This is a genomic window from Streptomyces sp. NBC_00249 (genome assembly GCF_026342355.1).
Taxonomy (GTDB): Bacteria; Actinomycetota; Actinomycetes; order Streptomycetales; family Streptomycetaceae; genus Streptomyces.
The window spans coordinates 175355-200828 of sequence record NZ_JAPEMV010000006.1 but is presented as its reverse complement, the minus strand read 5'-3'; the positions used below and the strand labels follow the sequence as shown (position 1 = coordinate 200828).

Below are 25474 nucleotides of genomic sequence, written 5' to 3'. Positions count from 1 at the left end.
CGCGTGACCAGGGCCCGCGGCGCGCGGGCGCGCCGCGTCCTGTTCGACCGCCGCGACCGGGCGGTGATCGCGGCCGCCGCCATCTCCATGCTGCTCGTGCAGATGGACTGGTTCGCCCTCAACCTGATGCTCCCCGCCATCGGCCGGGACTTCCACACCCCCTCCACCGACCTCCAGTGGCTGGTCAGCGGCTACATGCTGGCCCTGGGCGCCCTGATGATCAGCGGCGGGCGGGCCGCCGACCTGCTGGGCCGCAGACGGGTCCTGGTCACCGGCCTCACCGGGTTCGCCGTGATCTCCGTCGTCTGCGCCGCCGCGCGGAACACCGCCTGGCTGACCGCCGGCCGGGTGGTGCAGGGATGCACCGCGGCCCTGATCCTCCCCGTCTCCGTCGCCGTGGTCACCGCCTACTTCCGCGACGAACGCCAGGGCCGCGCCGTCGGCACCGTCCTCGCCTTCAGCGCCGTCGGCACCGCCCTCGGCCCCTTCGTCGGCGGAGCCTTCGCCGAGCACGCCAGCTGGCGCGCGGTGTTCCTGCTGAACGTGCCCTTCTGCCTCACCGCCGCCCTGCTCCTGCTGCGCCACGTACCCGAGACCCGCGACGAGCAGGCCGGCCGCGGCCTCGACCTGCCCGGCGTGCTCACCCTTGCCGGAGGCCTGAGCACGCTCATGATCGCCGTCGACCAGGGCGGGCACTGGGGCTGGACCTCCCCGGCGACCCTGGGCTGCGCCGCGGCCGGCGCGGCCCTGCTGGCCGGCTTCCTCCGGATCGAGCGGCACACCCCCGAACCCCTCCTCGACCTGGCCCTCCTGCGCAACGGCCCGTTCGTCGCCGTCACCCTCGCCGGATCCCTGTCCAACATCGTCTACTGCCTGGTCGCGGTCTTCTCCGCGCTCTACCTCCAGCAGGCGCGCGGGCTGTCGCCCCTGGACTCCGGGCTGATCTTCCTGGCCCTGTCCGTGGGCGCCGGAGCGGCCAGCTACTGGTCGGGCCACCTCGCCCTGCGGCTGCGCCCCGACGCCCTCATGGCCGCCGGCATGCTGGTCAGCGGCATCGGCCTGCTCGCCCTGACCTGGGTGACCTCGCTCGCCGTCTACACCGCCGTCTTCGCGGTGGTGGGGGCCGGCGTGGGCCTCAGCTGGGCCCTGACGAACGTCGCCACCCAGTCCTACGTGGCCGCCGGCCGCCTCGGCGCCGCCTCCGGCCTGGTCCTGACCTCCCTGGTGCTGCTCGGGGCCGTCGCGGTGGCCGTCGCCTCCACGGTGCTGGAGGTGATCAGCGGCTCCGCCGCCGCGGCCGCCGCCGACGGCCCCGCCATCGAATCCGTCCTGCGCGCCGCCGCCCTGCTGTCCCTGCTGGGAGCCGCCGCGATGACGGCGGTCGTACGGCGCAACCCGGCCCGGACGGCCCATAACTAGGAGGCGGGGCCCTTGGAGAACTTCTCCCACTGCGCCGTGACGATCTCCTGCGGCACCCCGCCGAAGTCCTTCACGTCGAAGACGTCGGAGCGGAAGGAGAGGGTGACCGAACCGGACCGCACCAGGGTCAGGTAGCGGTACAGGGAGATCTTCTCGTCCTTCACGTCCTGCACGACGATCCGGTAGGCCCGCGCCTCGTCACCTACCGACGGCGCCTTGACCTCCTCCACCCGCAGGACCTTGGCCTCCGCCAGCGCACGGTCCTCGGTGTACCCGCCCGCGCACTGCTTGCCCGCTTCGCCGAGGGACTTCAGGGCCGCCTGGGCGGCCGAGGCGCCCGGGTAGGAGCGCAGCAGGATGTCGGTGCCGATGTCCAGCGGGCTGCCGGGCACCCGGACGGTCCCGTAGGCCTGCGCGGTGTGGCCCGCCTTGCCCAGGCTGGTCAGCGGCTGGCAGACCACCGGGGCCGCGTCGTAGAGCTCGTTCATCGGCTCGTCGAGGATCGGCTCGGAGACCTCGTACCGTCCGGCCTTGCTGCCGGGCGCCAGCAGGAGCGCCTTCAGCCGGTCCGCGCCGGGTCCCGGAGTGCCGACCGCGCTCGGAGCCGCGCTCGGAGCCGCGCTCGAGGTTCCCGACGGGCCGGGGGCCGCCGAGGCCGCCTCCCCCTTCCCGTCCGCGTCCGTGCTCCCGCCCGCGCAGCCCGCCGTACCGGCCAGCAGTGCCGCGCCGACGGCCAGAGCCATGACCTGCCGGTACCTCTTGTCGTTCCCCACCCCGTGCATGTACGCCCGTCCCCTTGATCGTGTCGAGGACCTGATTGTGCAGCACACCCCGGGCGGCGCCACCGGCGGGCGGTCAGTCCCGGAACACCCCCGCGAGGTACGCGGCCACGCCCTCGGCGGTCGGCGGGCAGAGCCGGGCGCCGACGTAGCCGTCAGGGCGCACCACGAAGGCCGTCGGCTCGCCGACCCCGTAGAGGCGGGCGAACTCGCCCCGCCCGTCCCGGTACACCGGGGGCGCAGCCCCGGCGGGCGCGGTCCCGCCCTCGGTGAGGACCGCGTACGCCGTGAGCCGTCCCGCCGGCAACCCGCCCGTCAGTGCGGCGAGTTCGGGGACGTACGAGGCCCGCGCGCCGTCGGTGTACACCAGCAGCACGTGCTCGCGGTCCCGCAGCAGGTCGTACAGGCGCAGCGGATGCGCCGGGATGTCGCCGAGCAGCCCCCCGCAGTCCGGGGCCCGGTCGCCGGGCCGGGGGCCGCCCGCCGTCCCGGCCGCTGCCCCGGCCGCCGTCCCGTTCCGCAGGACGACCGGGCTGTCGGGGTAGCCCACGAGCAGCTGCGCCTCGCGCAGCATCAGGGTCCGCGGGTCCTCCGGGTCGGCCTGGACGCCGCCTTCGGTGGCGTGCCGGACGGTCCGCCCGACCACCTCCTCGCCGACCGGCCGACGCTCGGCGTCGTAGCTCGCCGTCAGCCCGGGGTGCGCGGAGCCCCGGGCGGCCAGGGCGAGCTTCCAGGCCAGGTTCCAGGCGTCCTGGACTCCGGTGTTCATGCCCTGCGCGCCCGTCGGGGGATGGATGTGCGCGGCGTCCCCGGCGACGAAGACCCGCCCCTTCCCGTACCGGTCCACGATGCGGTGGCTGATGCGGAACACCGAGGACCAGCGCATGGCGGAGGCGGTCACCGGCTCGGGGGAGAGCCGGTCCAGGACGGCCTGGATGTGGGAGAGCGCCGGGGCCCGGCCGCCCTCCAGGCCGTGCGCCACGCCGTCCGCCGCCGCGCCGCCCGCCGCGGACAGCTCGGGCGGCACCATCATCGACACGCGGTACCGGCCCGTGCCGGGCAGCGGGATGCACACCAGCGCGTCGTCGACCTTGCCCTCGGCGTCGTAGTGCATGGAACGCACGCCGTACCCGGGCGGGAGGCTCCAGTCGACCTCCACGTCCGCCAGCATGTACTCCTCGGGGAAGGCCCCGCCCTCGAAGGTCAGCCCGAGCCCCTTGCGGACCGCGCTGTGCGCCCCGTCGCAGCCCACCAGGAACCGGGTCCGCACCTCTTCCTCGGTCCCGTCGGCGCCGACGAGCACACTGGTCACCCCGTCCGCGTCCTGGGTGAAGCCGGTGAGTTCGGTGCTCCGCTCGATCGAGGTCCCGAAGCGGCCGAGGAAGGCCTCGAGGATCCGCTCCGTCTCGTACTGCGGCAGCGCGGCGAACCGGTAGGGCACCTCGGGCGGCAGCGCCATGTCGAAGCGGGCCTGCTCGGCGCCGTTGGCGTACACCAGCTGCCCGCGCATCAGGACCGCCGCGTCGAGCGCGTCCTGCACCATCCCCGACCGGTCCCAGAGCTCCAGCGTGCGCGGCTGGACGCCGACGGCCTTCGCGTACGGCTGCCGGGCCGGCAGTTTGTCCACGAGCCGGCAGGAGACCCCGCGCCTGCGCAGTTCGGCCGCCGCGGTCAGCCCCACCGGGCCCGCGCCCACGACCAGTACGTCCGCTCTGTCGCCGTGCATGCTTCCATGCTGTGCGCCCGCGCCGGGACCGGCCACCGCGCGCTACCCCGGTGGGGTGTCCCGGTCAGTCCAGCGCGGGGTGGACCTCGGGGTGGGCGTCCCACCAGGCCTGGTGGAAGGCGTTGTTGCCCACGTTGAGGAGGTAGGCGCGGGCGGCGGCGCGGTAGAGGAGCTCCGCCTGCCCGGCCGAGAGCGCCGCGCGGTTCCAGGCGAGGCGGATGCGGCCGGTGACGGGGGAGCCGGCCAGGGGGCGCATCACCGTCCCGGGGGCCCCGGGGGCCGTCGGCTGGCTCAGGGAGACGGCGCGGCCCGCCGCGATGAGGTCGTAGTGCATCTTGCGGTCGGTGATGCGGTAGCGCAGCAGCGGGCTGAAGCCGGCCTTCGCGCAGGCGGCGGCGAGGGCCTCGGGGCCGCCGTCGTCGTCCTCCACGAGGGTCATCCACGGCTCGTCCGCCAGGTCGGTCAGCTCGATGCGGTCCAGGGCCGCCAGCGGATGGCTCGAGGACAGCCGGATGCAGAAGGGCTCCTTGCGGATCAGGGTCCTGGCGAGGGTGCCCTCGGGGAGGGGGACCTCGTGGTCGTTGACCTCGCCGTAGACGATGGCGTCGTACCGTCCGGCGCCCAGCATCCGGGTCAGCGCGGTGACGGAGTCCTCCAGGTCGACGGTGATCTCCTGGCCGGACATGCACAGGTCCGTCTGCGCGAGGAGCCCGTCGAGCAGGACGAGCAGGATGCAGCCGAGGCGCAGCGGGGTGCCGGTGGCGACGGCCCGGGCCTCCGCGCCGAGCGCGTCCATCTCCTGGAGCACGCGCCGGGCCTTGGCCAGGACGAACTGCCCGAGCGCCGTGGGTTCCACGCCGTTCCTGCCGCGTACGAACAGCTCGCCGCCGGTGACGCTCTCGATGCGCCGCAGCTGGGCCGACAGCGCGGGCTGGGAGACACCGAGCCGCCGCGCCGCGCCCCCCAGACTGCCCGCCTCCGCGATCCGGCAGACGGCTTGCAGATGCCTCAACTCCAGCCGCATCCCGGCAGGTTACGCAGTGGCGGCGCACCGCACCATAACTCCGGCCTTATGCCTGCCGGGATGTCCCAATCTCGCCATGTACACGCTCATACTCGGCGGCGGACGAACGAGCACTCACCCCCCACGATCGGAGTGGACGTTGCACCCCAGCAGATGGACGGCGAGCGTGGCGGCGATGGCGCTGACCGCGAGCCTCGCCGGCGCCCTGGCGGCCGGAACCGCTTCGGCCGCCCAGCCGGCACAGCCCCAGCCGGCCCGGCAGGACACCCCCGCCGCACGCGCGGTCGCCGCCGCCGACCAGGCCGTCGGCAGCGGCCTGGACACCCTGGTCAACTCCTCCCAGGAACACTACGAACGCCGCCTGGTCACCCCCTGGCTGAAGGACCTCTTCTCGGTCGCCTACGAGCGCAGCTACCGCGGCCTGCCCGTCGTCGGCGGCGACGCCGTCGTCCTCGCCGACGGGGCCGGAAAGGTACGCGCCCTGCAGTCCGCGTCCTCCGTACGGATCGACGTGGCGACCCGCCCGACGGTCGGCGCCAAGGACGCCGAGGCCACGGCGCGGACCAAGCTGGCCGCCGTCGACAAGGTCGACAGCAGCCGCCTCGTGGTCCGCCTCAAGGACGACAAGCCCGTACTGGCCTGGGAGACCGTCCTCTCCGGCCGGACGAAGACCGCGCCCAGCAAACTGCACGTCTTCGTCGACGCCCGCACCGGCTCCGTCGTCGACACCTACGACGACGTCGTCGCCGGCAGCGGCAACAGCAAGTGGAACGGCCCCGGCCCGATCACCATCGACACCACCAACTCCGGCGGTACGTACACCCTGCGCGACCCGAACCGCACCGGCCTGAGCTGCGCCGACTACAGCAACGGCAGCGTCTTCTCCAAGTCCTCCGACAGCTGGGGCACGGGCAACCCGACCAGCAAGGAGACCGGCTGCGTCGACCTGATGTTCGCCGCCCAGAAGCAGTGGGACATGCTCTCCCAGTGGCTGGGCCGCAACGGCGTCAGCGGCAACGGCCGCAGCTTCCCGGGCAAGGTCGGCCTGAACGACCTCAACGCCTACTGGGACGGCAGCTCGGTCACCATCGGCCACAACAGTGCCAACGAGTGGATCGCCGGCGTCGACGTCGTGGCCCACGAGTACGGGCACGCCATCGACTCCAACACCCCCGGCGGCACCAGCGGCCAGGAGGCCGGGCTCGGCGAGGCCACCGGCGACATCTTCGGCGCGCTCACCGAGGCGTACATCAACGAGCCCTCCCCGTACGACACCCCGGACTACACGGTCGGCGAGGTCATCAACCTCCAGGGCCGCGGCCCCATCCGCAACATGTACAACCCGCCGGCCGTCAACAACGACCCGGCCTGCTACAGCTCCGCCATCCCCGGCACCGAGGTGCACGCCGCCGCCGGCCCGCTCAACCACTGGTTCTACCTGCTCGCCGAGGGCACCAACCCCGGCGGGGGCAAGCCCAGCAGCAGCACCTGCAACCAGAGCACCCTGACCGGCGTCGGCATCCAGAACGCCGGCAAGATCTTCTACGGCGGCATGCTCCTGAAGACCAGCAGCATGTCCTACAAGAAGTACCGGACGGCCACCCTCAGCTCCGCCAAGTCGCTCGACCCCACCTGCGGCCTCTTCAACAAGGCCAAGGGCGCCTGGGACGCCATCAGCGTCCCCGCCCAGAGCGCCGACCCGACCTGCACCCCGAGCGGTCAGAACCCCGACTTCTCGATGGCGCTGACCCCCTCGTCGGGCACCGTCCAGCAGGGCGCCTCGGTCACCACCACCGTCGGCACCAGCGTCACCACCGGCGCCGCCCAGCCGGTGACCCTCACCGCCACCGGCCTCCCCGCCGGAGTGAGCGCCTCCTTCAACCCGGCGACCGTGCAGTCCGGCCAGTCCTCCGTGCTGACCCTGACCGCCACCGCCAACGCCGCGCCCGGCGCGTCCACCGTCGTCGTCAAGGGGCAGGGCACCACCCTGTCGCACACCGTCGACTATGTCCTCAACGTCGGCGGCACCGTCCCCGGCACCGACCCGCCCAACATCGACGTGGCCAAGGTGCAGGCGCACCTGACCCAGCTCAACACCATCGCCTCCCAGAACGGCGGCAACCGCCGCGCGGGCAGCGCCGGCTACACCCAGTCCCTGGCCTACGTGAAGGGCAAGCTCCAGGCCGCCGGCTTCACCGTCACCGAGCAGAACTGCACCTCCTGCACCTACCCGTCGAACAACCTGATCGCCGACTGGCCCGGCGGCCCCGCCGACCAGACCGTCATGTTCGGCGCCCACCTCGACGGCGTCTCCGCCGGCCCCGGCATCAACGACAACGGCTCGGGCTCCGCGACCCTGCTGGAGAACGCCCTCGTCCTCGCCCAGCAGAACCCCACCATGACCAAGCACGTCCGCTTCGCCTGGTGGACCGACGAGGAGCAGGGCCTCAACGGGTCCAAGTTCTACGTCAACCAGCTGAGCAGCGCCCAGCGCGCCGCGATCAAGGGCTACTACAACTTCGACATGGTCGGCTCCACCAACGCCGGCTACTTCATCAACAACGTCAACTCCACGACCGCCGCCCCGCTGAAGGCGTACTGGACCTCCCTCAACCTCGCCCCCGAGGAGAACGTCGAGGGCCAGGGCCGCAGCGACGACTACTCCTTCCAGCAGGCCGGCATCCCCACCTCCGGCTACGCGGCCGGCGCCAGCGCCCGCAAGACGACGGCCCAGGCACAGAAGTGGGGCGGCACCGCGAACGCCGCCTACGACTCCTGCTACCACAGCTCCTGCGACACCACGAACAACATCAACGCCACCGTCCTCGACCGCAGCGCCGACGGCGTCGCCTACGCCGTCTGGAAGCAGGCCGTCGGGGGTGACACCCCCGCGCAGGACTTCGCCCTGTCCACCAGCCCCTCGGCCGGCACCGCGGCCCCCGGCGGCAGCACCTCCGCCACCGTGAACACCTCCACCGTCAGCGGCGCCGCCCAGACCGTCGCCCTGACCGTCTCCGGAGCCCCGGCCGGCGTGAGCGCCACGCTCAGCCCCGCCTCCGTCCAGTCCGGCAGCTCCTCCACCCTCTCCGTGCAGGTCGGCGCGAGCACCACGCCCGGCACCTACACCCTCACCGTCACCGGCACGGGCACCGTCAGCCACACCACCACCTACACGCTGACCGTCAGCGGCGGTGGCGGCACCTGCACCCCGCGCCAGCTCGTCGTCAACGGCGACTTCGAGAACGGCACCACCCCCTGGAGCACCACCTCCGGCGTGATCACCAACCAGGCCGGGCAGGCCCCGCACGGCGGCAGCTGGATGGCCTGGCTCAACGGCTGGGGCACCAGCCGCACCGACAGCGCCGCCCAGACGCTGACGATCCCGGCCGGCTGCTCCTCGTACCAGCTGTCCTTCTACCTGCACATCGACACGGACGAGACCGAGAACGTGGTCTACGACCGGTTCACCGTCTCGGTCGGCGGCCAGACCCTGGCCACGCTCTCCAACGTCGACGCGAGCCCCGGCTACACCAAGAAGACCTTCGACCTGGCGCCCTTCGCGGGCCAGAGCGTGTCCTTGAAGTTCAACGGGGTGGAGGACCAGTCCCTCCAGACCTCCTTCGTCGTGGACGACGTCACCCTCCAGACGAGCTGACACCCGCCCACCACAGGCCCGGCCCCCACACCCGGGGGCCGGGCCGGCCGCGTCCCGCGGGACACTGGCAGTCGAGTCTCCCGTGGGGGGAGACACCAAGCTGGGGTCACGGACAGCGACACGCCGGGGCGGCGCAGCTCTGACCGGCGTTGTACGTCGAGGCGGCGACCAGCCGCTCGTACGTGTACGGGGGCGCGTCCGGCAGCACCACGGCCGCCGCGTTGCCGCCCAGCTCCAGGCTCACCCGCTGCGGCCCGCGACAAATGGCCTGTTCGGAGTCCGCACCTCTCGCACCCTGCGCCGTTGGCTCCACGTGGCCCGTGAGACGAGCCCATCGCTGGACCAATGGCCCAGCCATTCGCTCCTCGGTTGAGCCGTTGCCCCCTACATGCTTATGTGTGCTGTATCCATGCATCATCGGCGCCGCGCAGCGCCGGACGGCAACGAGGCCGGATCCGGACCGCGGCGCCTTCGTCGTGCCTACGGCGCCCACCACCCCCGGGCAGCCCGACGCGCGGCGCAGAGCACGACAAGGGGGGCGGCCCACCGCCGTGAAGAGGATGTTCGTGGCCCCGGATCCGGGGCGTCAAAGACTCAGGAACTCCCTGCGCGCCGTGATGGGCGTCGGCCTCGCCGTCGCCGTCGCGGAACTGGCGGGTCTGTCCCTGACCGCCTCCATCACCGGGGGCCTGGCGGCGTTGCTCGCCCTCTTCACCGTCCTGGACCCGACCGTCCGCGCCCAGCGGGTGACCACGGCCCTGCTGCCCGCCGCCGGCTTCCCCGTCCTGGCCTTGGCCACCACCCTGCACGGCACGCCCGCCGCCCGCGACGCCGCCTTCCTCGCCGTCGTCTTCGCCGGGGTCTACGCCCGCCGCTGGGGGCCGCGCGGCCACGCGCTGGGGATCTTCGGGTTCATGATGTTCTTCGTCACCCAGTTCCTGCACGCCGTACCCGCCCAGCTGCCCGAGCTGTACGCCGCCGTCGGACTGGCCCTGCTCTCCGCCGGAGCCGCCCGCTTCCTGCTCTGGCCGATCGAGCGCCGCACCCCGCCGCCCGCCGCCCCGTCCGGCCTGCCCGGGACCGGCCTCGCCCGGACCACCACCCGGCAGGCCTTCCAGGCCACCGCCGCCTGCGGGTTCGCCCTGGCCCTCGGCCAGTTCCTCTCCGAGGACCGCTGGTACTGGGCCGTCGGCACCGCCTGGTGGATCTTCGTCAACACCGCCTCGCGGGGCGAGACCCTGGTCCGCGGCTTCCGCCGGGTCCTCGGCACCGTCATCGGCATCGCCGCCGGCCTGCTGATCGCCGTACCGCTGCACGGCGCGCCCGCGCCCACCGCCGCCCTCGTGGCCGTCTGCGTCTTCGGCATCTTCTACACCGCCGCGCCTTCCTACTCCTGGATGATGTTCTTCGTCACCGTCATGGCCGGACTGCTCTACGGCCTCCTCGGCGTGCTGCACCCGGGGCTGCTGCTCCTGCGCTTCGAGGAGACGGCCGTCGGCGCGATCGGCGCCGCCCTCGCCGTGGTCCTCGTCCTGCCGGTCACCACCCACGCCACGAACGACGCCTGGATCCAGCGCACCCTGCACTGTGTCCGCCTCGCCACGGCTGCCTCGTTCAAGCGGCTGGCGGGGGATCCCGACGCGGATCCGGCCCCGCACGCGGCGGAGCTGGAGCTGTTGCTGGGGCGCGTACGGCTGTCCCTCGCGCCGCTGGTGCATCCCCTCAGCCCGTACCGGGGCCGCAAGGCGCGTGCCCAGCGGGTGATCGCGCTGCTCGACGAGTGCGCGGTCGAGGTCCGGGGGCTGGCCGCCGTGGCGGCGGACCAGGACGCGAGCCACGACGCCCGCCTGGCCGCGGCCTGCTGGCGCGTGGAGGCGGCGGTGGAAGCCCTGACCGTCCCGCACGCGGACCGGGCGGTCCGCACGGAGAAGCTGGCCGTGTCCCGCTGCGAAGCGGTGCCCGCGAACGCCCCGGCGCTGTCCCACGTGAACGGCCTCGAACGGCTGCTGGCCGAACTCGTCGATCCCCTCACGGCTCCCCGGGGCATCCTGCTCGCCGCCTGACGCGCCCCCCAACTCCCCGGATTCCGGGGATGGTACGTCTCCCGGGACCCTCACCGCAGGCCGATGGACGAAGACCACTCGGAGGGGTGTTCCGTGGGCGCCCCACGCACGGCGCTGACCAGCGGCATGTACAACGGGTGATTGTTCATTGCACATTCATCCGGCACGTACAGGGTGGATCTGGTCGGACAGGGGGTAACCGCCCGGAATGGAAATACTTCAACAGCACTCCGACACCGCTCAGGTGTGGGAGGAAGCCGAGGAGTTCATCCGGCTCTTCCACCGGGAGAATCCGGACGCCGGCGATCCGCGCGCCCGGCTCGCGGCCGTACGGGCCGAGCTCGCGGACACCGGCACCTACCGGCACACCCCGCGGGAACTGGTCCACGGGGCCCGGGTGGCCTGGCGCAACAGCAACCGCTGCATAGGCCGGCTCTACTGGAACTCGCTGCGCGTGCGCGACCGCCGCGGCCTGACCGAGGCCGAGGACATAGCCGGCGAGTGCTTCGAGCACCTGCGCGAGGCGACCAACGGCGGCCGTGTCCGCCCCACCATCACGGTCTTCGCCCCCGACGCCCCCGACCGCCCCGGCCCGCTGATCTGGAGCGAGCAGCTGGTGCGCTACGCCGGTTACGGCGACCACCACTCCGTCACCGTCGGCGACGCCCGCAACGCCGAGCTCACCGACGCCCTGCTGCGGCTCGGCTGGCCCGGCGGCCCCGGCACCCCCTTCGACCTCCTCCCGCTGGTGGTCCAGGGCGTCGACGACAAGCCCCGCTGGTTCGACACCCCGGCGGACGCCGTACTGGAGGTGCCCATCCGGCACCCCGACGAGGGCGACGACTGGAGCGAGTGGGGGCTGCGCTGGCACGCGGTCCCGGCCATCTCCAACATGTGCCTGGAGATCGGCGGAGTCCACTACCCGGCCGCGCCCTTCAACGGCTGGTACATGGGCACCGAGATCGGCGCCCGCAACCTCGCCGACACCGACCGGTACAACCTGCTGCCGGCCGTCGCCCGCCGCCTGGGCCTGGACACCTCCAACGACCGTTCGCTCTGGAAGGACCGGGCGCTCGTCGAGCTGAACCGGGCGGTGCTGGACTCCTTCGACCGGGCCGGGGTCACCATCGCCGACCACCACACCGAGTCCCGCCGCTTCCTCTCCCACCTGGAGCGGGAGGAGCGCAAGGGGCGCGAGGTGGGGGCCGACTGGTCCTGGATCGTGCCGCCCATCTCCGGATCGGCGACCCCGGTCTTCCACCGGACCTTCGAGGACCGGCCGAGCGCCACGGCGTACGTCCACCACTCCGGGGCACAGGAACGCGCCAGGGGGCGGGACTTGGTCTAGACCTTCTGTTACCGTCGCTGCGGACGGATCCGGCAACGGCGGAGAAGAGGTACCTGTGGGCGGCGCGGACACGACGGACCGGAGCGGCGGACACCGGGCCTACATCGGCTCGTTCACCTCGGGGGGCGGCCGCGGAGTCACGACCGCGGCCGTGGATCCGTCCACCGGGGCACTGACCCCGCTCACGGCGACGGCCGCCCTGCCGGACCCCTCGTACCTGGCCCTCGCCCGCGACACCGGCGTGCTCTACGCGGTCAGCGAGACCGGCCAGGGGGCGGTCGGCGCCTTCCGCCCCACCGCCGAGGGGCTCGCCCCGCTCGGCGCCGCCGTCCGCGTCGGCGGCGCGGGCCCCACCCACCTCAGCCTGGCCGGGGGCCGGCTGCTCACCGCCAACTACACCTCGGGCAGTGTCAGCAGCCTGCCGCTCGCCGCCGACGGCAGCCCCGCGGGGCCCGCCTCGGTCCTCGCGCACAGCGGCGCGGGCCCCGACGCCGAACGGCAGGAGGCCCCGCACGCCCACCAGGTGCTGCCCGACCCCACCGGCCGCTGGGTGCTCAGCGTGGACCTGGGCACCGACTCGGTACGGGTCTGCGCGCCCGACCCGGCGACCGGCGCCCTGCGGGTGCACGCCGAGGCCGGCCTGCGCGCCGGGACCGGGCCGCGCCACCTCGCCTTCCACCCGTCGGGCGAGGTGCTCTACGTCCTGCACGAGTTGGAGCCGCAGCTGACCGTCTGTCGCTGGACGGCTGCCTCCGGGCAACTGGAACCGGTCGTCGAGGTTCCGGTCGCCCCAGGGGGCCTTCCAGGGGGCGTACGGGCCTACCCCTCGGCGATCGTGGCCTCCCCGGACGGCCGCTTCCTGTGGGCCGCCGTGCGCGGGACCGACACCCTGGTCACCTTCTCGCTCACCGCCGGCCCCGAGGAGCCGCAGCTCACGGACACGGTGGAGTGCGGAGGCCGGTGGCCGCGCGACCTCGCCGCCGACCCCTCCGGGCGCCGGCTGTACGCGGCCAACGAGCGGTCCGGGGACGTCACCTGGTTCGAGGTGGACCCCCTGACCGGGCACCCCCGCCGGGCCGGCTCGGTCGCCGTACCCGCCGCCACCTGCGTGGTCCTCGACTGACACCCGCCCCGCGGCCGAAACGCGTCAGGGCCCGCCCCCGGATTCCCGGGGCGGGCCCTGACGCGTGTCGCGTACGGGCGTCAGTGCGCGGCGGCGCCCAGCGTGATCCCGAGGGCGGCGCTGTACTGGGCGACGGCCAGCTTGCCGAGCGCCGAGTAGGCACCGAGCACCTCGGCGGCGGCGCACTCGGCCTCCTTGCAGGCGGTGTCGAGCAGGCCCTCGGCCGCCTCGGGGCCGATCAGGTAGGGCGCCAGCGCCAGCTGGGCCGAACCGGAACCGCGCAGCTCGGCGGCGACGGCGGCCACCGACCCCTCCTGGTCCAGCGCGGCGGCGATCACCGGGACGGCGAGCCGGGCGGCCAGCAGCATGCCGGTGATCCCGGCGGCCTGGACGGCCTCCTCCCCGCCGGTGGTGGCCAGGATGATGCCGTCGGCGGCGGTGGCCACGGTGAACAGCCGGGCCCGGTCGGCGCGGGCGAGCCCGGCCTCGGAGAGCCGTACGTGCAGGCCCTCGGCCAGCAGCGGGTGCGGACCGAGTACGTCGGCCAGCTCGGCGGCGGCGGAGGAGTCCATCAGCGCCTGCCGCATCCGGCGCAGCAGATCGGCGTCGGGGCCGGCCAGCAGGGGCACGACCACGGCGTCCGGACCCTGCGGCGCGGGCACCTCGTGCCCGGCGGCGCGGGCGAACTCCGCGCGCGCGTTCCGCTCGTCCGCGACGGCGGTCAGCACGCCGGAGAGCGAGGGGAACTCGGCGCGCGCCGCGTCCTCGCCGTCGGTGCCTTCGAGGTAACCGATCCGGGCGTCCAGGCCGGGCAGCTCGGAGCGGCCGATGCTGATGATCTCTTCCGCGAGCCCCCGCGAGGCGGCCGAGGGGGCACCGGGCACGGCGAGCACCAGCGCGGGCGCGCCCTCGGGCGCCACCGCGGGCTCGGGCCGGCGGTGCCGTCCGGTCTGGCGGGGTCGCGGCATTCGTACGGGCAGGCCATTTGCGGGCCCAGTGGGGGAGCTCATGGCGCCGCATGCTACTGGCTTATCGGAACGGGGTGTTCGGGCAGGGCCTCGTCGGGCGGCATCTGTCCGCATTTATCCGTTGAATACCCTCGTTAACCCTCGTTGAATGTCATATACGGTTCAACTGACTGAGGGCAAGCGCCAGTCGACGGGCTGTGCGCCCTGTCCGGCCAGCAGGTCGTTGGTCCGGCTGAACGGCCGGGAGCCGAAGAACCCGTAGTCGGCGGACTTGGGGGAGGGGTGGGAGGACTCCACCACGGGCAGTTCGCCGAGCAGTGGACGCAGGTTGCGGGCGGCCCGGCCCCAGAGGATGGAGACCAGCGGCTTGCCGCGTGCGGCGAGCGCCCGGATCGCCTGGTCGGTGACGGCCTCCCAGCCCTTGCCCTGGTGCGCGTTCGACCGGCGGGGCGCGGTCGTGAGCGAGCGGTTGAGCAGCAGGACGCCCTGCCGGGTCCACGGGGTGAGGTCGCCGTTCGCGGGCCGGCCCGTGCCGATGTCCCGGTGCATCTCCAGGAAGATGTTGTCCAGGCTCGGCGGCACCGGCTGGACGTCGGGCGCGACGGAGAAGGACAGGCCCACCGCGTGCCCCGGGGTGGGGTACGGGTCCTGTCCGACGATCAGTACCTTCACCTCGTCGAAGGGCTGCTGGAACGCGCGCAGCACGTTCGCCCCGGCGGGGACGTAGGTCCTGCCCGCCGCGATCTCGGTGCGCAGGAAGTCGCCCATGGCGGCGATCTGCGCCGCCACCGGCTCCAGAGCGCGGGCCCAGCCCGGCTCGACGATCTCGTTCAACGGTCGTGCTGCCATGGGTGATCACTCTACTGGCCCACACCGACAGCCGGTCCCGCTCAGCGCAGTACGGCCGCCCGTACGCACAGCACGTCCGGCAGGTGCTCCGCCAGCAGCTGCCAGCTGTCGCCGTCGTCGTGGCTGGCGTACAGCTCGCCGTTGCGGTTGCCGAAGTAGATGCCCGCCGGGTCCGCGTCGTCCGTGCACAGGGCGTCGCGCAGCACCGTGCCGTAGTGGTCGCCTTCCGGGAGGCCCTTCGAGAGCGGCTCCCAGACGGCGCCCGCGTCCCGGGTGCGGAAGACCCGGCAGCGGTGCTGCGCCGGGACCCGGTCGGAGTCGGCGTTGAGCGGGAAGACGTAGGCGGTGTCCGGCCGGTGCGGGTGCGCGGCCACGGCGAAGCCGAAGTCGGAGGGGAGTCCGCCGCCGATGTCCGTCCAGCGCTCGCCGGCGTCGTCGCTGCGGTAGACGCCCCAGTGGTTCTGGAGGTACAGCCGGTCCGGGTTCCCGGCGTCCTGGGCGATCTTGTGGACGCACTGGCCGAACTCGGGGTCCGGGTCCGGCAGGAACACCGCCGAGACCCCGTGGTTGGACGGGGCCCAGCTCGCCCCGCCGTCCTTGGTGCGGAACACCCCGGCGGTGGAGACGGCCACCGTCACCGCGTCCGGGTCGGCCGGGTCGGTGATCACCGTGTGCAGGCCCTCGCCACCGCCGCCCGGCACCCAGGCGGAGCGGGTCGGGTGCTCCCACAGGGGCCGGACCAACTCGAAGGACTCGCCCCGGTCGGCCGATCGGAACAGCGCGGCGGGCTCCGTCCCGGCGTAGACCACGTCCGGGGCCTCGGGGCCCGCCGGGTGCAGCTGCCAGACCCGCTCCAGGGAGGCGCCGGTGTCCTGCGGGAACTTCACGGCGGGCGCGGCGGGCTCGCGCCAGGTCGCCCCGAGGTCGTCCGAGCTGAAGACGGACGGCCCCCAGTGCGCACTGTCCCCGCCGACCAGCAGCCGGGGCGCCGGCCCCCGTCCGTCGACGGCCACCGCCGAGACGGCCTGGGCGTTGAAGTGCGGGCCGTCGAACTCCCAGGGCCCGGCGCCCCGGCGCCTGCCGATGAACAGTCCCTTGCGCGTTCCCACGAGCAGCAGCACGTCGGTCATGGCCGACACCTCCGGACGTCCTTGTCCTTCACATCACCTTTTGGGCCAGTGTGCACCCGCCCACCGACAACGCGGGCCGACGCCGCGCGCGCACGGACCGCGCCGCCCTGACGCACTCTTGTACGGAGACTCTCGTACTACGAGAGTTTTCGTAGTACGGTTCTTCTCGTACTTAGCACCTGCCCGGTGCGTGTTCCGGTGACATCTGGAGACCCTCATGAGTGCTGCGCCCGCCGCGTTCGCCGCCCTGTTCCAGCCCTACACCCTCCGCTCGGTGACCATCCCGAACCGGATCTGGATGGCGCCGATGTGCCAGTACAGCGCCGAGGCCTTCGGCCCGAACGCCGGCGTCGCCCACGACTGGCACTTCACGCACTACGCGGCCCGCGCCACCGGCGGCACCGGCCTGATCATCCAGGAGGCCACCGCCGTCTCCCCGGAGGGCCGCATCACCCCCTACGACCTCGGCATCTGGAACGACACCCAGGTCGAGGCCCTGCGCCGGATCACCGCCTTCGTCAAGTCCCAGGGCGCCGTCCCGGGCATCCAGATCGCCCACGCCGGCCGAAAGGGATCCACCGACAAGACCTGGAAGGGCGGCGGCCCCGTCGGCCCCGAGGCCCACGGCTGGCAGCCCAGCTCCGCCAGCCCGCTGCCGTTCTCCGAGGCCCACACGGTGCCGCACGAGCTCACCACCGAGGAGATCCGCGAGATCACCGGCCAGTTCGCGGCCGCCGCCGGGCGCGCGCTCGCCGCCGGCTACGAGGTCGTCGAGATCCACGGCGCCCACGGCTACCTCATCGGCCAGTTCCTCTCCCCGTACAGCAACAAGCGCACCGACGCCTACGGCGGCTCCTTCGAGAACCGCACCCGCTTCGCCGTCGAGGTCGTCGACGCCGTACGGGAGGTGTGGCCCGAGGAACTCCCGCTGCTCTTCCGGATCTCCGCCAGCGACTGGCTGGACGAGGAGGGCTGGACCGCCGACGAGACCGTGCGCCTGGCCGCCCTGCTGCTGGAGCACGGGGTGGACCTGCTCGACGTCTCCACCGGCGGCCTCGCCCCGCACGCCAGGATCCCCCTCGCCCCCGGCTACCAGGTGCCCTTCGCCGCCCGGGTCAAGTCCGAGACCGCGCTGCCCGTCGCCGCCGTCGGACTGATCACCGAACCGGAACAGGCCGAGAAGATCCTCGCCAACGGAGAGGCCGACGCCGTCCTCCTCGGCCGCGAACTGCTGCGCGACCCCTACTGGGCCCGCCGTGCCGCCCGCGAGCTGGGCGCCGAGATCCCGGTGCCGGACCAGTACCACCGCTCCTGGTGAGCGCGGAGCGGCCCCGGGTGCGACCGTGCCCCGGGGCCGCCCCGCCCGGTCCTACGACGTTTCTCGTACGATGGAAGCCCCGGGGCGGGCCGGACCGGGCAACCCGACCGAGCGGAGCTGACCATGACGGAACGTGACACGGCCCGTACGCTCGCCCACCCCGAGCTCGACGAGATCCGGCTGGAGGGCGTGCTGCACGCCCTCTCCGACCCGATCCGGCTGAGCATCGTCCGCGAGCTCGCCGCCTCGGAGACCGAGCTGGCCTGCTCGTACTTCGTCCTGCCGGTCACCAAGTCGACCACGACCCACCACTTCCGCGTCCTGCGCGAGAGCGGGGTCATCCGCCAGTGCTACCGGGGCACCGCCAAGATGAGCGGCCTGCGCAGCGCCGACCTCCAGGCCCTCTACCCCGGCCTGCTGGACGGCGTACTCACCGCGGCGGCCGCCGAGGAGGCCCGCCTCGCGAAGGTACCGGCCGCCGGCTGACCGGTTCCGGCCGTTGCCCGGCCCGCGAACCCGTCGTTGACTCGCGTGACGCGAGTGAGCCCGACGGCGCGGGAGCGAGGGACCGGGATGGCGGTAGCACGCAGGACGGTACTGCAGGCGGCTTCGGCCGGTACGGCAGGGGCGCTGCTCGGAGCCCCGCGCGCGACGGCGGCCCCGGCGGCCCCCGCCGACGACCACGTCAGGCTGCGCTTCACCGCCGCCACCAACGGCGCCGCCACCACCACCCCCACCGGGGACCGGGTCGTCGCCGAGGTGCAGGGCATCCTCTGGGAGCTGCCCCCGGACGGCTCCGCCGCCCGCGCCCTGACCCCGCCCGACCTGGAACCGACCCGCCCGGTCCTCTCGCCCGACGGCCGCCAGGTGACCATGAGCGCCTACCGCGACGGCGTGTTCCACATCTGGCTGATGAACGCCGACGGTTCGGGCCTGCGCCGCCTCACGGACGGCCCCTTCGACCACCGCGCGCCCGCCTGGTCGCCCGACGGCGCCACGCTCGCCTTCTGCTCCGAACGCGACGGCGACCCGGTGGCGGGCAGCCCGTACCGGATCTGGACCCTGCGGGTGCGCGACGGCCTGCTCCGCCGCCTCACCGGAGCCACCGGTCAGACCGGGCCCGGACAGGACGGCGAATGGGAGGACTTCGACCCCGCCTGGTCCGCCGACGGCTCCCGGGTGCTCTTCGTACGCGCCGCCGCCACCGGCGACACCCTCACCGCCCGCACGCTCGCCTCGGTGGCGGGGGAGACCCCCGGACCCGTACGCGTCGAACACACCGTCCCCGACGGCCGGCTGCTCGCCCCCGCGCTCTCCCCGGCAGGCCGCACCGCCTGGCTCCACGCCCTGCCCGGCCCCCGCAAGGCAGAATTCCTCACCCTCGTCGTGGACGGCAGGCCCGTCGCCCTCGACGGCGACCTCGCGCCCGCCCCGCCGCGCTGGGCCGGCGACGAACAGCTGCTGATCACCCTCGACGGCCGGTTCCGCCTCGTCCGCCCCCACCGGGACCACACCGGACGCGAACTCCCCCTCGACGCCACCCTCGCCGTCCGCCGGCCCCGCTACCGGGCCAAGGAGTACGCCCTCGACGCCGAACGGCCCCGCCCCGTCCGCGGCATCCACCTGCCCACCCTCTCGCCGGACGGCCGCCGCGTGGCCTTCGCCGCCCTGAACTCGCTGTGGGTGGCGCCCGTGACCGGCGGCGCACCGCACCGCATCGTCAAGGCCGCCACCACCACTTACATCCAGGGCCCCGTGTGGACCCCCGACGGCGCGGGCCTGCTCTACACCGACGACCGCGACGGCCTGAACACCGTCCGCCGCCGCGAGCTCACCGGCGGCGCCGAACGCGTCCTGGCCCCCGGCGGCCGCGTCTACGGCAGCCTCTCGCCCGACGGCACCCGGCTGGCCTGCCTCGACCTGTCCGGCCGCGTCCTCGTCCGCGACCTGGCCACCGGCACCGAAACCCCCCTCGCGACGGCCCTCGGCGGCGGCGGACTGCCCGGCCCGCCCAGCTGGTCCCCGGACGGCCGCCACCTCGCCCTCTGCGACCGCAACCGGCTCAGCCGGCGCTTCCGCGAGGGCTACAACCTGATCCGGATCCTCGACACCACCACCGGCGCCGCACGCCTGTACCCCCTTGCTCCGCACACCTCCCTGTCCGACCGCTACGCCTCGGGACCCGTCTGGTCGCCGGACGGCCGCCACCTCGCCTGCGTCGCCGAATCCGCGCTGTGGCTGCTGCCGGTCACCGCCGACGGCACCCCCGACGGCCCGGCCCGCCGCCTCACCGACGAGAGCGCCGACCACCCCTCGTGGTCCGCCGACTCCCGCACCCTGCTCTACCAGTCCGGCGCCCGGCTGCGCCTGCTCACCCTCGACGCCGCCGCCACGCCCACCGGCCCCGCCCGGACGGTCCCGGTCCGCATCGACTACCGCAGGCCGGCCCCCGTCGACACCCTCGTCCGGGCCGGACTGCTCTGGGACGCCACCGGATCCGCGCCCCGCGCCGACGTCGACGTCCTGATCAGCGGCGGCCGGATCACCGCCGTCGAACCCCGCCGCCCCGGGGTGCGCCGCCGGGCCGCCCGTACCGTCGACGCCTCCGACGCGACCGTCCTGCCGGGCCTGTGGGACGCCCACATCCACCCGTACCTGAACACCTACGGCGCCCGCGAGGGCGCCACCTTCCTCGCCTACGGGATCACCACGGCGGTCTCCCTCGGCGGCTCGGCGTACGAGCAGGCCAGGATGCGCGAGGACGTCCTCGCGGGCCGGCTCGCCGCACCCCGGCTGCTGGCCGGCGGCGAACTCCTCGACGGCTCCCGCGTCGCCTACAGCATGGGCCGCGCCCACCGCACCCCGGAGGGCTTCACCCGCTCCCTGACCCGCGCCGCCGCCCTCGACTGGGACTTCGTCAAGACCTACGTCCGCGCCCCGTTCCCGCAGATGGCCGAGGCCGCCCGGTTCGCCCACGAACGCCTCGGCGTCCCGGCGGGCTCCCACCTGTGCGCGGCCGGCATCCACGCGGGGCAGGACCTCACCACGCACCTGGTGGCCACCGAACGCGCCGAGACCGGACACGGCGCCACCCCGCAGGGACACACCTACCAGGACACCCTGGAGCTCTACACCCGCGGCGGCTTCCACCTGATCGCCACCCCGTTCACGGCGCTGCCGCTGCTCGGGCAGGACCCGGGAGCGGCCACCGACCCCCGGGTGACCGCCCTGATGCCGCCCTGGGACGTCGCCGCGGTCGCGGCCGCCGCCGCGCAGCCGCCCACCGCGGAGCAACTCACCGCGCTGGAACGGGAGATCGGCGTCTACCGCCGGGCTCTGCGCGGCGGGGCGCTGCTGGCCCTGGGCACCGACGCGCCGCTCACCCCCGCCGGACTCCACCTCCACCTGGCCCTGCGTGCCCTGCACCGGTACGGCATGAGCCCCGCCGAGGCCCTGACCACCGCGACGCGCACCCCGGCCCGGGTCTTCGGCGTCGCGGACCACCTCGGCACCGTCGAGCCCGGGAAGCTGGCCGACCTCACCGTCGTCGACGGGGATCCGTTCACGGAGTTCGCGGACCTGATCCGCACCCGGGCGGCCGTCCGCGCCGGCACGGTCCACGAACGGGCCGCACTGGTCGCCGAGTTCAGCGGCCGGGCCCCGGCCACGGACCCGGGTGACGAGTGGCGTGCCGTGGCCCGCCAGCTGGCCCGGGACAGCTGCTGCGGCTCCCCGTACGCGCCCTGAGGTGGCCGAGACCCGCCCTTTTGGCGGCCCGTACGGGTACGGGACCATCGCCGTGTCCGTACGGTCGCCGAGCCGAAGGAACCGCCCGTGCCCGCAGCACCGCGCACCCGTCCGATCGTCCGCTCCCTGCTCACCGCGCTCGCCCTGATCGCCGCCGCGCTCCTCGCGCCCGGCTTCGGCGTCCTTGCGGGTCCCGCCGAAGCCCGGGCCGCGACCGGCGTACAGGCCGTCTCGAAGATCAGCCACGCCACCGCGACCTCGATGTTCCGCCAGTCCGGGATCACCTGGTCGTCCTCGGGCAACTGCTCCGACCGCAACAACGCCAGCTGTACCTCCTTCGAGCAGCTCAACCTCGCCACCGCACAGGCCGCGCAGACCCTGAAGAGCGCCAGCGGCTGCGCCCTGAACATCACCGGCGGCACCGAGACCGGGCACGCGGGCGGCACCTACTCCCACTGGAACGGCTACAAGCTGGACTTCGCGAAGGGCACCTGCCTGACCTCGTACGTCAAGAACACCTTCACGGCCATCGGCCCGCGCGGCGACGGCGCCCCGCAGTGGAAGTCGGGCTCCGGCAACATCTACGCCGACGAGGGCAACCACTGGGACGTCGTCTACTACAACTGCGGCGGCTGCTGAGCGCCCAGAGCCCCTACAGCCTCTACAGCTCCTGAAACCCCTACAGCTCCTGCAACCCCTGCGCGAGACCGGCCGCGCCGCGCAGGCCCGCCCAGTCCGGGATCTTCACCGAGCGGCGTCCCAGCGAGCGCCCCAGCTCCGCCTCGGCCGCCTCGATCGCCAGCCAGCCCGGCCATTCCACCGGCCGCAGCCCCGCCGCCCGCATCGCGTCCAGCGGGTCTCCGGCCGGTGTGCGCCGGGCCAGTGCCCCCGCGTCCTGGAGCAGTGAGGACACCGTCTCCTTGGCGCAGGGCCGGTTGGTGCCGATCACCCCGGTCGGGCCGCGCTTGATCCAGCCCGCCACGTACTCGCCCGGCGAGGCCCGCCCCGCGCGGACCACCCGGCCCGCCGCGTGCGGCACGGTGCCCCTGGCGGCGTCGAAGGGCAGCCCGGCCAGCGGTACGCCCAGGTACCCCACCGAACGCAGCACCAGCTGGGCCTCGAGGTCCTCGTACGTGCCGGTGCCGCTGACCCCGCCCCGGCCGTCCGGGGCGGTCCGCTCGCAGCGCAGCGCCCGGACCCGGCCGTCGGGCCCGCCCAGCACCTCCACCGGCCGCAGGTAGAACCGCAGCGTGACCTCGCGCGGGGCGCCGGGCTCCGGCGCGGCCCCGGCCCAGCCGCGCAGTACCTCCAGATTGCGCCGGGCGACGGCGGGCAGCCCGGCCGCCGCCGGGTCGGCGTAGGCCGGGTCGAGGGCCAGCTCGGCGGGGTCGACGCGGGCGTCCACCCCGGTCAGGGTGCCCAGTTCGCGCAGCTCCTTGGTGGTGAACCGGGCCTGGGAGGGCCCGCGCCGCGCCACCATCGACACCGTCCGCAGCCCGCTCGCGGCGAGCGCGCCCAGCGCCGGCTGCGGCATGTCGGTGGGCTCCAGCTCGGGCACGCCGCGGGCCAGGATCCGGGTGACGTCCACCGCCACGTTGCCGGCCCCGACGACCACCGCCGAGCGCACCGCGGCCAGGTCGAAGGAGCCGGCGTCGGGATGTCCGCTGTACCAGGACACGAAGGCCGTCGCCGAGTGCACCCCGGCCAGTTCCTCGCCGGGGATGCCGAGCGGCCGGTCCCGCGCCGCCCCCACGCAGTACACGACCGCGTGGTACAGCTCCAGCAGCCGGGCGGTGGACAGGGCCTCGCCGCCGACCTCCACGTTCCCGAGGAAGCGGATCCGCTCGTCCTCGAGCACCGAGCGAAGGCTTCCGGTCAGCGATTTGATCTTCTCGTGGTCGGGGGCGACCCCGTACCGCACGAGGCCGTACGGGGCCGGCAGCCGGTCCAGTACGTCGACCACGACGCCCGGCACCTCACGCTGCTGGACCAGTGTCTGAGCGGCGTAGACCCCGCTGGGGCCCGAACCGACGACGGCGACACGAAGCACGCGGAGCTCCTCCCGCAGGTGCTCCCAGCATGCCACCGGCCTCCGTGCCCGTCAGCCCATCGCGCGCATCCGGTGGATCTCGGCGCTCTGCGTGGCCACCACCTCGGTCGCCATCTCCTCGACGGCGACGTTGTTCCCCGCCGCGAGGACCTCGCCCGCCATCTTCAGGGCGCCCTCGTGGTGGGCGGTCATCAGCCGCAGGAAGAGCCGGTCGAAATCGGCTCCCCTGGCGTCCGTCAGCTCCTTGAGCTGCTGCTCCGTCGCCATGCCGGGCATCGCGGCGTGCTCGTGGGCGTCCGGGCCGGGGGCGGTGGCCGGGTGGCGGGCGAGCCATTTCTCCATGGCCCCGATCTCGGGTCCCTGCGCGGCCGCGATCCGTTCGGCGAGCCGTCTGACGGGGTCCGCCGCGGCCCGGTCGGGGGCGAGCGCGCTCATCGTGAGGGCCTGGCGGTGGTGTTCGGTCATATGGCGCACGTACGCCCGGTCGGCGGCGTTCGGGCTGTCGTCGGGCGCCTCCTTCGCGGCCTGTTCGGGGGAGAGGGTGCGGGCCTTCTCCCCGGGTTTTCCCGGGGCGACGACCACGGGCGGGCCCTCGCCCGCCTTCGTGTCCGCGCCCCCGCCGTCCTGGCAGCCGGTGAGGGTGAGGAGGAGTCCGGCGGTCAGCGCCGCCCCCAGGAATCGGCCGAGTAAGGCATTTGCCATGTCCATGAAAACGAACATACTGCCGTGGTCCAGGTTCCGTTCCCACGAGGAGCGAAACGTACGGGACCCCACGGGAGGCACAGTGACCTCGTTGCACGCCGTCAGAGTGCGCCACCGCGGCCTGGGGGTGGCCCTGGCCGCCGCCGGGCTCCTCACCACGCTCCTGGCGACCGCCGGACCGGCGGCCGCCACCCCCGACCCGGGCGACCTCTCGCCCGGAGCGGCCTCCGGGCAGAGCGCCGGAACCCCCCAGGGCCGTGACCTCGCGCCGGGCGAGATCCCCGGCCAGGACGAGATCGTCCACAGCCGCAACATCAAGCCCCTGGCCAACATCCCCAGCGCCGACCCGGGCGTCATCAACTCCGACCTCGCGTTCCAGGGCAAGTACGCCTACGCGGGCAACTACAACGGCTTCACGATCTACGACATCGGCAACCCGAAGACCCCCAAGGTCGTCACCCGGGTCCTCTGCCCCGGCGGGCAGAACGACATCTCCGTCTCCGGCGACCTGCTCTTCCTCTCCACCGACAGCTCCCGCAGCGACGACTCCTGCAACAGCGTCTCGCAGCCCGCCACGGAGAAGTCCTCGTGGGAGGGCATCAAGATCTTCGACATCAAGGACAAGAAGAACCCCAGGTACATCAAGTCCGTCGAGACCGCCTGCGGCTCCCACACCCACACGCTGGTGCCGGGCGGCCGGGACATCTACCTCTACGTGGCCTCGTACTCCCCGAACGAGGCCTTCCCGGACTGCAAGCCGCCGCACGACGGCATCTCCGTCGTCAAGGTCCCGAAGAAGGCCCCGACCGAAGCCGCCGTCGTCGGCCTCCCGGTCCTCTTCCCCGACGGCGGCAACCCGGGCGCGCCCGCCAACCCCGGCGTGTCCAAGACCACCGGCTGCCACGACATCACCGTGCTGCCCTCGAAGGACCTGGCCGCCGGCGCCTGCATGGGCGACGGCATCCTCTTCGACATCAGCGAACCCGAGCAGCCCCGCGTCATCGACCGCGTCCAGGACAACGTCAACTTCGCCTTCTGGCACTCGGCCACTTTCAACGAGCGCGCCGACAAGGTGGTGTTCACCGACGAACTGGGCGGCGGAGGCGGCGCCACCTGCAACGCCGCCACCGGACCGAACCGGGGCGCCGACGGGGTCTACGAGATCACCGGCCGCGGCGACGCGCGCAAGCTCGTCTTCAAGAGCTACTTCAAGATCCCCCGCCACCAGGCCGACACCGAGAACTGCGTGGCCCACAACGGCTCGCTGATCCCCGTCGGCGGCGGCCGCGACATCATGGTCCAGGCCTGGTACCAGGGCGGCGTCTCGGTCTGGGAGTTCACCGACTCCAGCAGCCCCAAGGAGATCGGCTACTTCGAGCGCGGCCCGCTGACCACCGACAAGCCCGGCCTCGGCGGCTCCTGGTCGGCCTACTACTACAACGGGCACATCTACTCGAACGACATCGTCAAGGGCCTCGACGTGCTGCGCCTCGACGACTGGCGCACCGAGAGCGCCAAGTGGGTGTGGATGGACCGTCTCAACGTACAGAGCCAGCCCGAGTACCACTGACCC

Annotated in this window: 19 protein-coding genes; 10 read left to right on the top strand and 9 right to left on the bottom strand. The window is 73.6% G+C overall.

Annotated features, from left to right (window positions below; translation table 11 throughout):
- The first annotated feature begins 3 nt into the window (after positions 1–3).
- The gene (locus OOK31_RS25780) at positions 4–1419 is read left to right on the top strand and encodes an MFS transporter (protein ID WP_267089728.1); all 1416 of its coding nucleotides are present in this window, start codon (positions 4–6) and stop codon (positions 1417–1419) included.
- On the opposite strand, the gene OOK31_RS25775 is transcribed toward OOK31_RS25780, so the two are convergent.
- The 3 genes from OOK31_RS25775 to OOK31_RS25765 form a co-directional block, all read right to left on the bottom strand.
- Entirely contained in the window at positions 1416–2201 is a 786-nt protein-coding gene (locus tag OOK31_RS25775) for a hypothetical protein (RefSeq protein ID WP_267089727.1), read from the bottom strand. The two genes, OOK31_RS25780 and OOK31_RS25775, sit on opposite strands and share 4 nt — an antisense overlap.
- A gap of 73 nt (positions 2202–2274) precedes the next feature.
- Positions 2275–3924: an FAD-dependent monooxygenase gene (locus OOK31_RS25770; protein ID WP_267089726.1), complete on the bottom strand. Its 1650-nt coding sequence runs from the start codon at positions 3922–3924 to the stop codon at positions 2275–2277.
- Positions 3925–3988: 64 nt separating this feature from the next.
- On the bottom strand, positions 3989–4948 hold the full coding sequence (locus tag OOK31_RS25765) for a LysR family transcriptional regulator (RefSeq protein WP_267089725.1): 960 nt from the start codon (positions 4946–4948) through the stop codon (positions 3989–3991).
- 175 nt (positions 4949–5123) lie between these two features.
- Between OOK31_RS25765 and OOK31_RS25760 the strand changes: the two genes are divergently transcribed.
- Entirely contained in the window at positions 5124–8603 is a 3480-nt protein-coding gene (locus OOK31_RS25760) for a M28 family peptidase (RefSeq protein WP_267090014.1), read from the top strand.
- A 106-nt stretch (positions 8604–8709) separates the two neighbouring features.
- On the opposite strand, the gene OOK31_RS25755 is transcribed toward OOK31_RS25760, so the two are convergent.
- Complete coding sequence (locus OOK31_RS25755; RefSeq protein ID WP_267089724.1) at positions 8710–8847, bottom strand: aldehyde dehydrogenase family protein; 138 nt, start codon at positions 8845–8847, stop codon at positions 8710–8712.
- 316 nt (positions 8848–9163) lie between these two features.
- Here OOK31_RS25755 and OOK31_RS25750 point away from each other — a divergent pair, with 316 nt between their 5' ends.
- From OOK31_RS25750 to OOK31_RS25740, 3 genes are all read left to right on the top strand, one after another.
- The gene (locus OOK31_RS25750) at positions 9164–10666 is read left to right on the top strand and encodes an FUSC family protein (protein ID WP_267090013.1); all 1503 of its coding nucleotides are present in this window, start codon (positions 9164–9166) and stop codon (positions 10664–10666) included.
- A gap of 208 nt (positions 10667–10874) precedes the next feature.
- Positions 10875–12014 carry a nitric oxide synthase oxygenase gene (locus OOK31_RS25745; RefSeq protein WP_267089723.1) on the top strand — a complete coding sequence of 380 codons (1140 nt, stop codon included), beginning with the start codon at positions 10875–10877 and terminating at the stop codon, positions 12012–12014.
- Positions 12015–12069: 55 nt separating this feature from the next.
- Positions 12070–13137, top strand: coding sequence for a lactonase family protein (locus OOK31_RS25740; protein WP_267089722.1), 1068 nt, complete (start codon positions 12070–12072; stop codon positions 13135–13137).
- Positions 13138–13217: 80 nt separating this feature from the next.
- On the opposite strand, the gene OOK31_RS25735 is transcribed toward OOK31_RS25740, so the two are convergent.
- The 3 genes from OOK31_RS25735 to OOK31_RS25725 form a co-directional block, all read right to left on the bottom strand.
- Complete coding sequence (locus OOK31_RS25735; RefSeq protein WP_267089721.1) at positions 13218–14147, bottom strand: hypothetical protein; 930 nt, start codon at positions 14145–14147, stop codon at positions 13218–13220.
- 120 nt (positions 14148–14267) lie between these two features.
- Positions 14268–14954, bottom strand: coding sequence for a uracil-DNA glycosylase (locus OOK31_RS25730; protein WP_267089720.1), 687 nt, complete (start codon positions 14952–14954; stop codon positions 14268–14270).
- A gap of 41 nt (positions 14955–14995) precedes the next feature.
- Positions 14996–16084 (bottom strand): sialidase family protein, encoded by a 1089-nt coding sequence (locus tag OOK31_RS25725; RefSeq protein WP_267089719.1) that lies wholly within the window; start codon positions 16082–16084, stop codon positions 14996–14998.
- A 217-nt stretch (positions 16085–16301) separates the two neighbouring features.
- Here OOK31_RS25725 and OOK31_RS25720 point away from each other — a divergent pair, with 217 nt between their 5' ends.
- The 4 genes from OOK31_RS25720 (at position 16302) to OOK31_RS25705 (ending at position 21788) form a co-directional block, all read left to right on the top strand.
- The gene (locus tag OOK31_RS25720; protein WP_267089718.1) at positions 16302–17402 is read left to right on the top strand and encodes an NADH:flavin oxidoreductase/NADH oxidase; all 1101 of its coding nucleotides are present in this window, start codon (positions 16302–16304) and stop codon (positions 17400–17402) included.
- Positions 17403–17525: 123 nt separating this feature from the next.
- Positions 17526–17888 carry a helix-turn-helix transcriptional regulator gene (locus OOK31_RS25715; protein ID WP_267089717.1) on the top strand — a complete coding sequence of 121 codons (363 nt, stop codon included), beginning with the start codon at positions 17526–17528 and terminating at the stop codon, positions 17886–17888.
- A gap of 87 nt (positions 17889–17975) precedes the next feature.
- Positions 17976–21149 carry an amidohydrolase family protein gene (locus tag OOK31_RS25710; RefSeq protein ID WP_267089716.1) on the top strand — a complete coding sequence of 1058 codons (3174 nt, stop codon included), beginning with the start codon at positions 17976–17978 and terminating at the stop codon, positions 21147–21149.
- Positions 21150–21236: 87 nt separating this feature from the next.
- Positions 21237–21788, top strand: a complete 552-nt coding sequence (locus tag OOK31_RS25705) for a hypothetical protein (protein WP_267089715.1) — start codon at positions 21237–21239, stop codon at positions 21786–21788.
- A 40-nt stretch (positions 21789–21828) separates the two neighbouring features.
- On the opposite strand, the gene OOK31_RS25700 is transcribed toward OOK31_RS25705, so the two are convergent.
- Positions 21829–23199: an FAD-dependent oxidoreductase gene (locus tag OOK31_RS25700; RefSeq protein ID WP_267089714.1), complete on the bottom strand. Its 1371-nt coding sequence runs from the start codon at positions 23197–23199 to the stop codon at positions 21829–21831.
- A gap of 51 nt (positions 23200–23250) precedes the next feature.
- Positions 23251–23907, bottom strand: coding sequence for a DUF305 domain-containing protein (locus tag OOK31_RS25695; RefSeq protein WP_267089713.1), 657 nt, complete (start codon positions 23905–23907; stop codon positions 23251–23253).
- Positions 23908–23983: 76 nt separating this feature from the next.
- Between OOK31_RS25695 and OOK31_RS25690 the strand changes: the two genes are divergently transcribed.
- Positions 23984–25471: an LVIVD repeat-containing protein gene (locus OOK31_RS25690; protein WP_267089712.1), complete on the top strand. Its 1488-nt coding sequence runs from the start codon at positions 23984–23986 to the stop codon at positions 25469–25471.
- Positions 25472–25474: the final 3 nt, after the last annotated feature.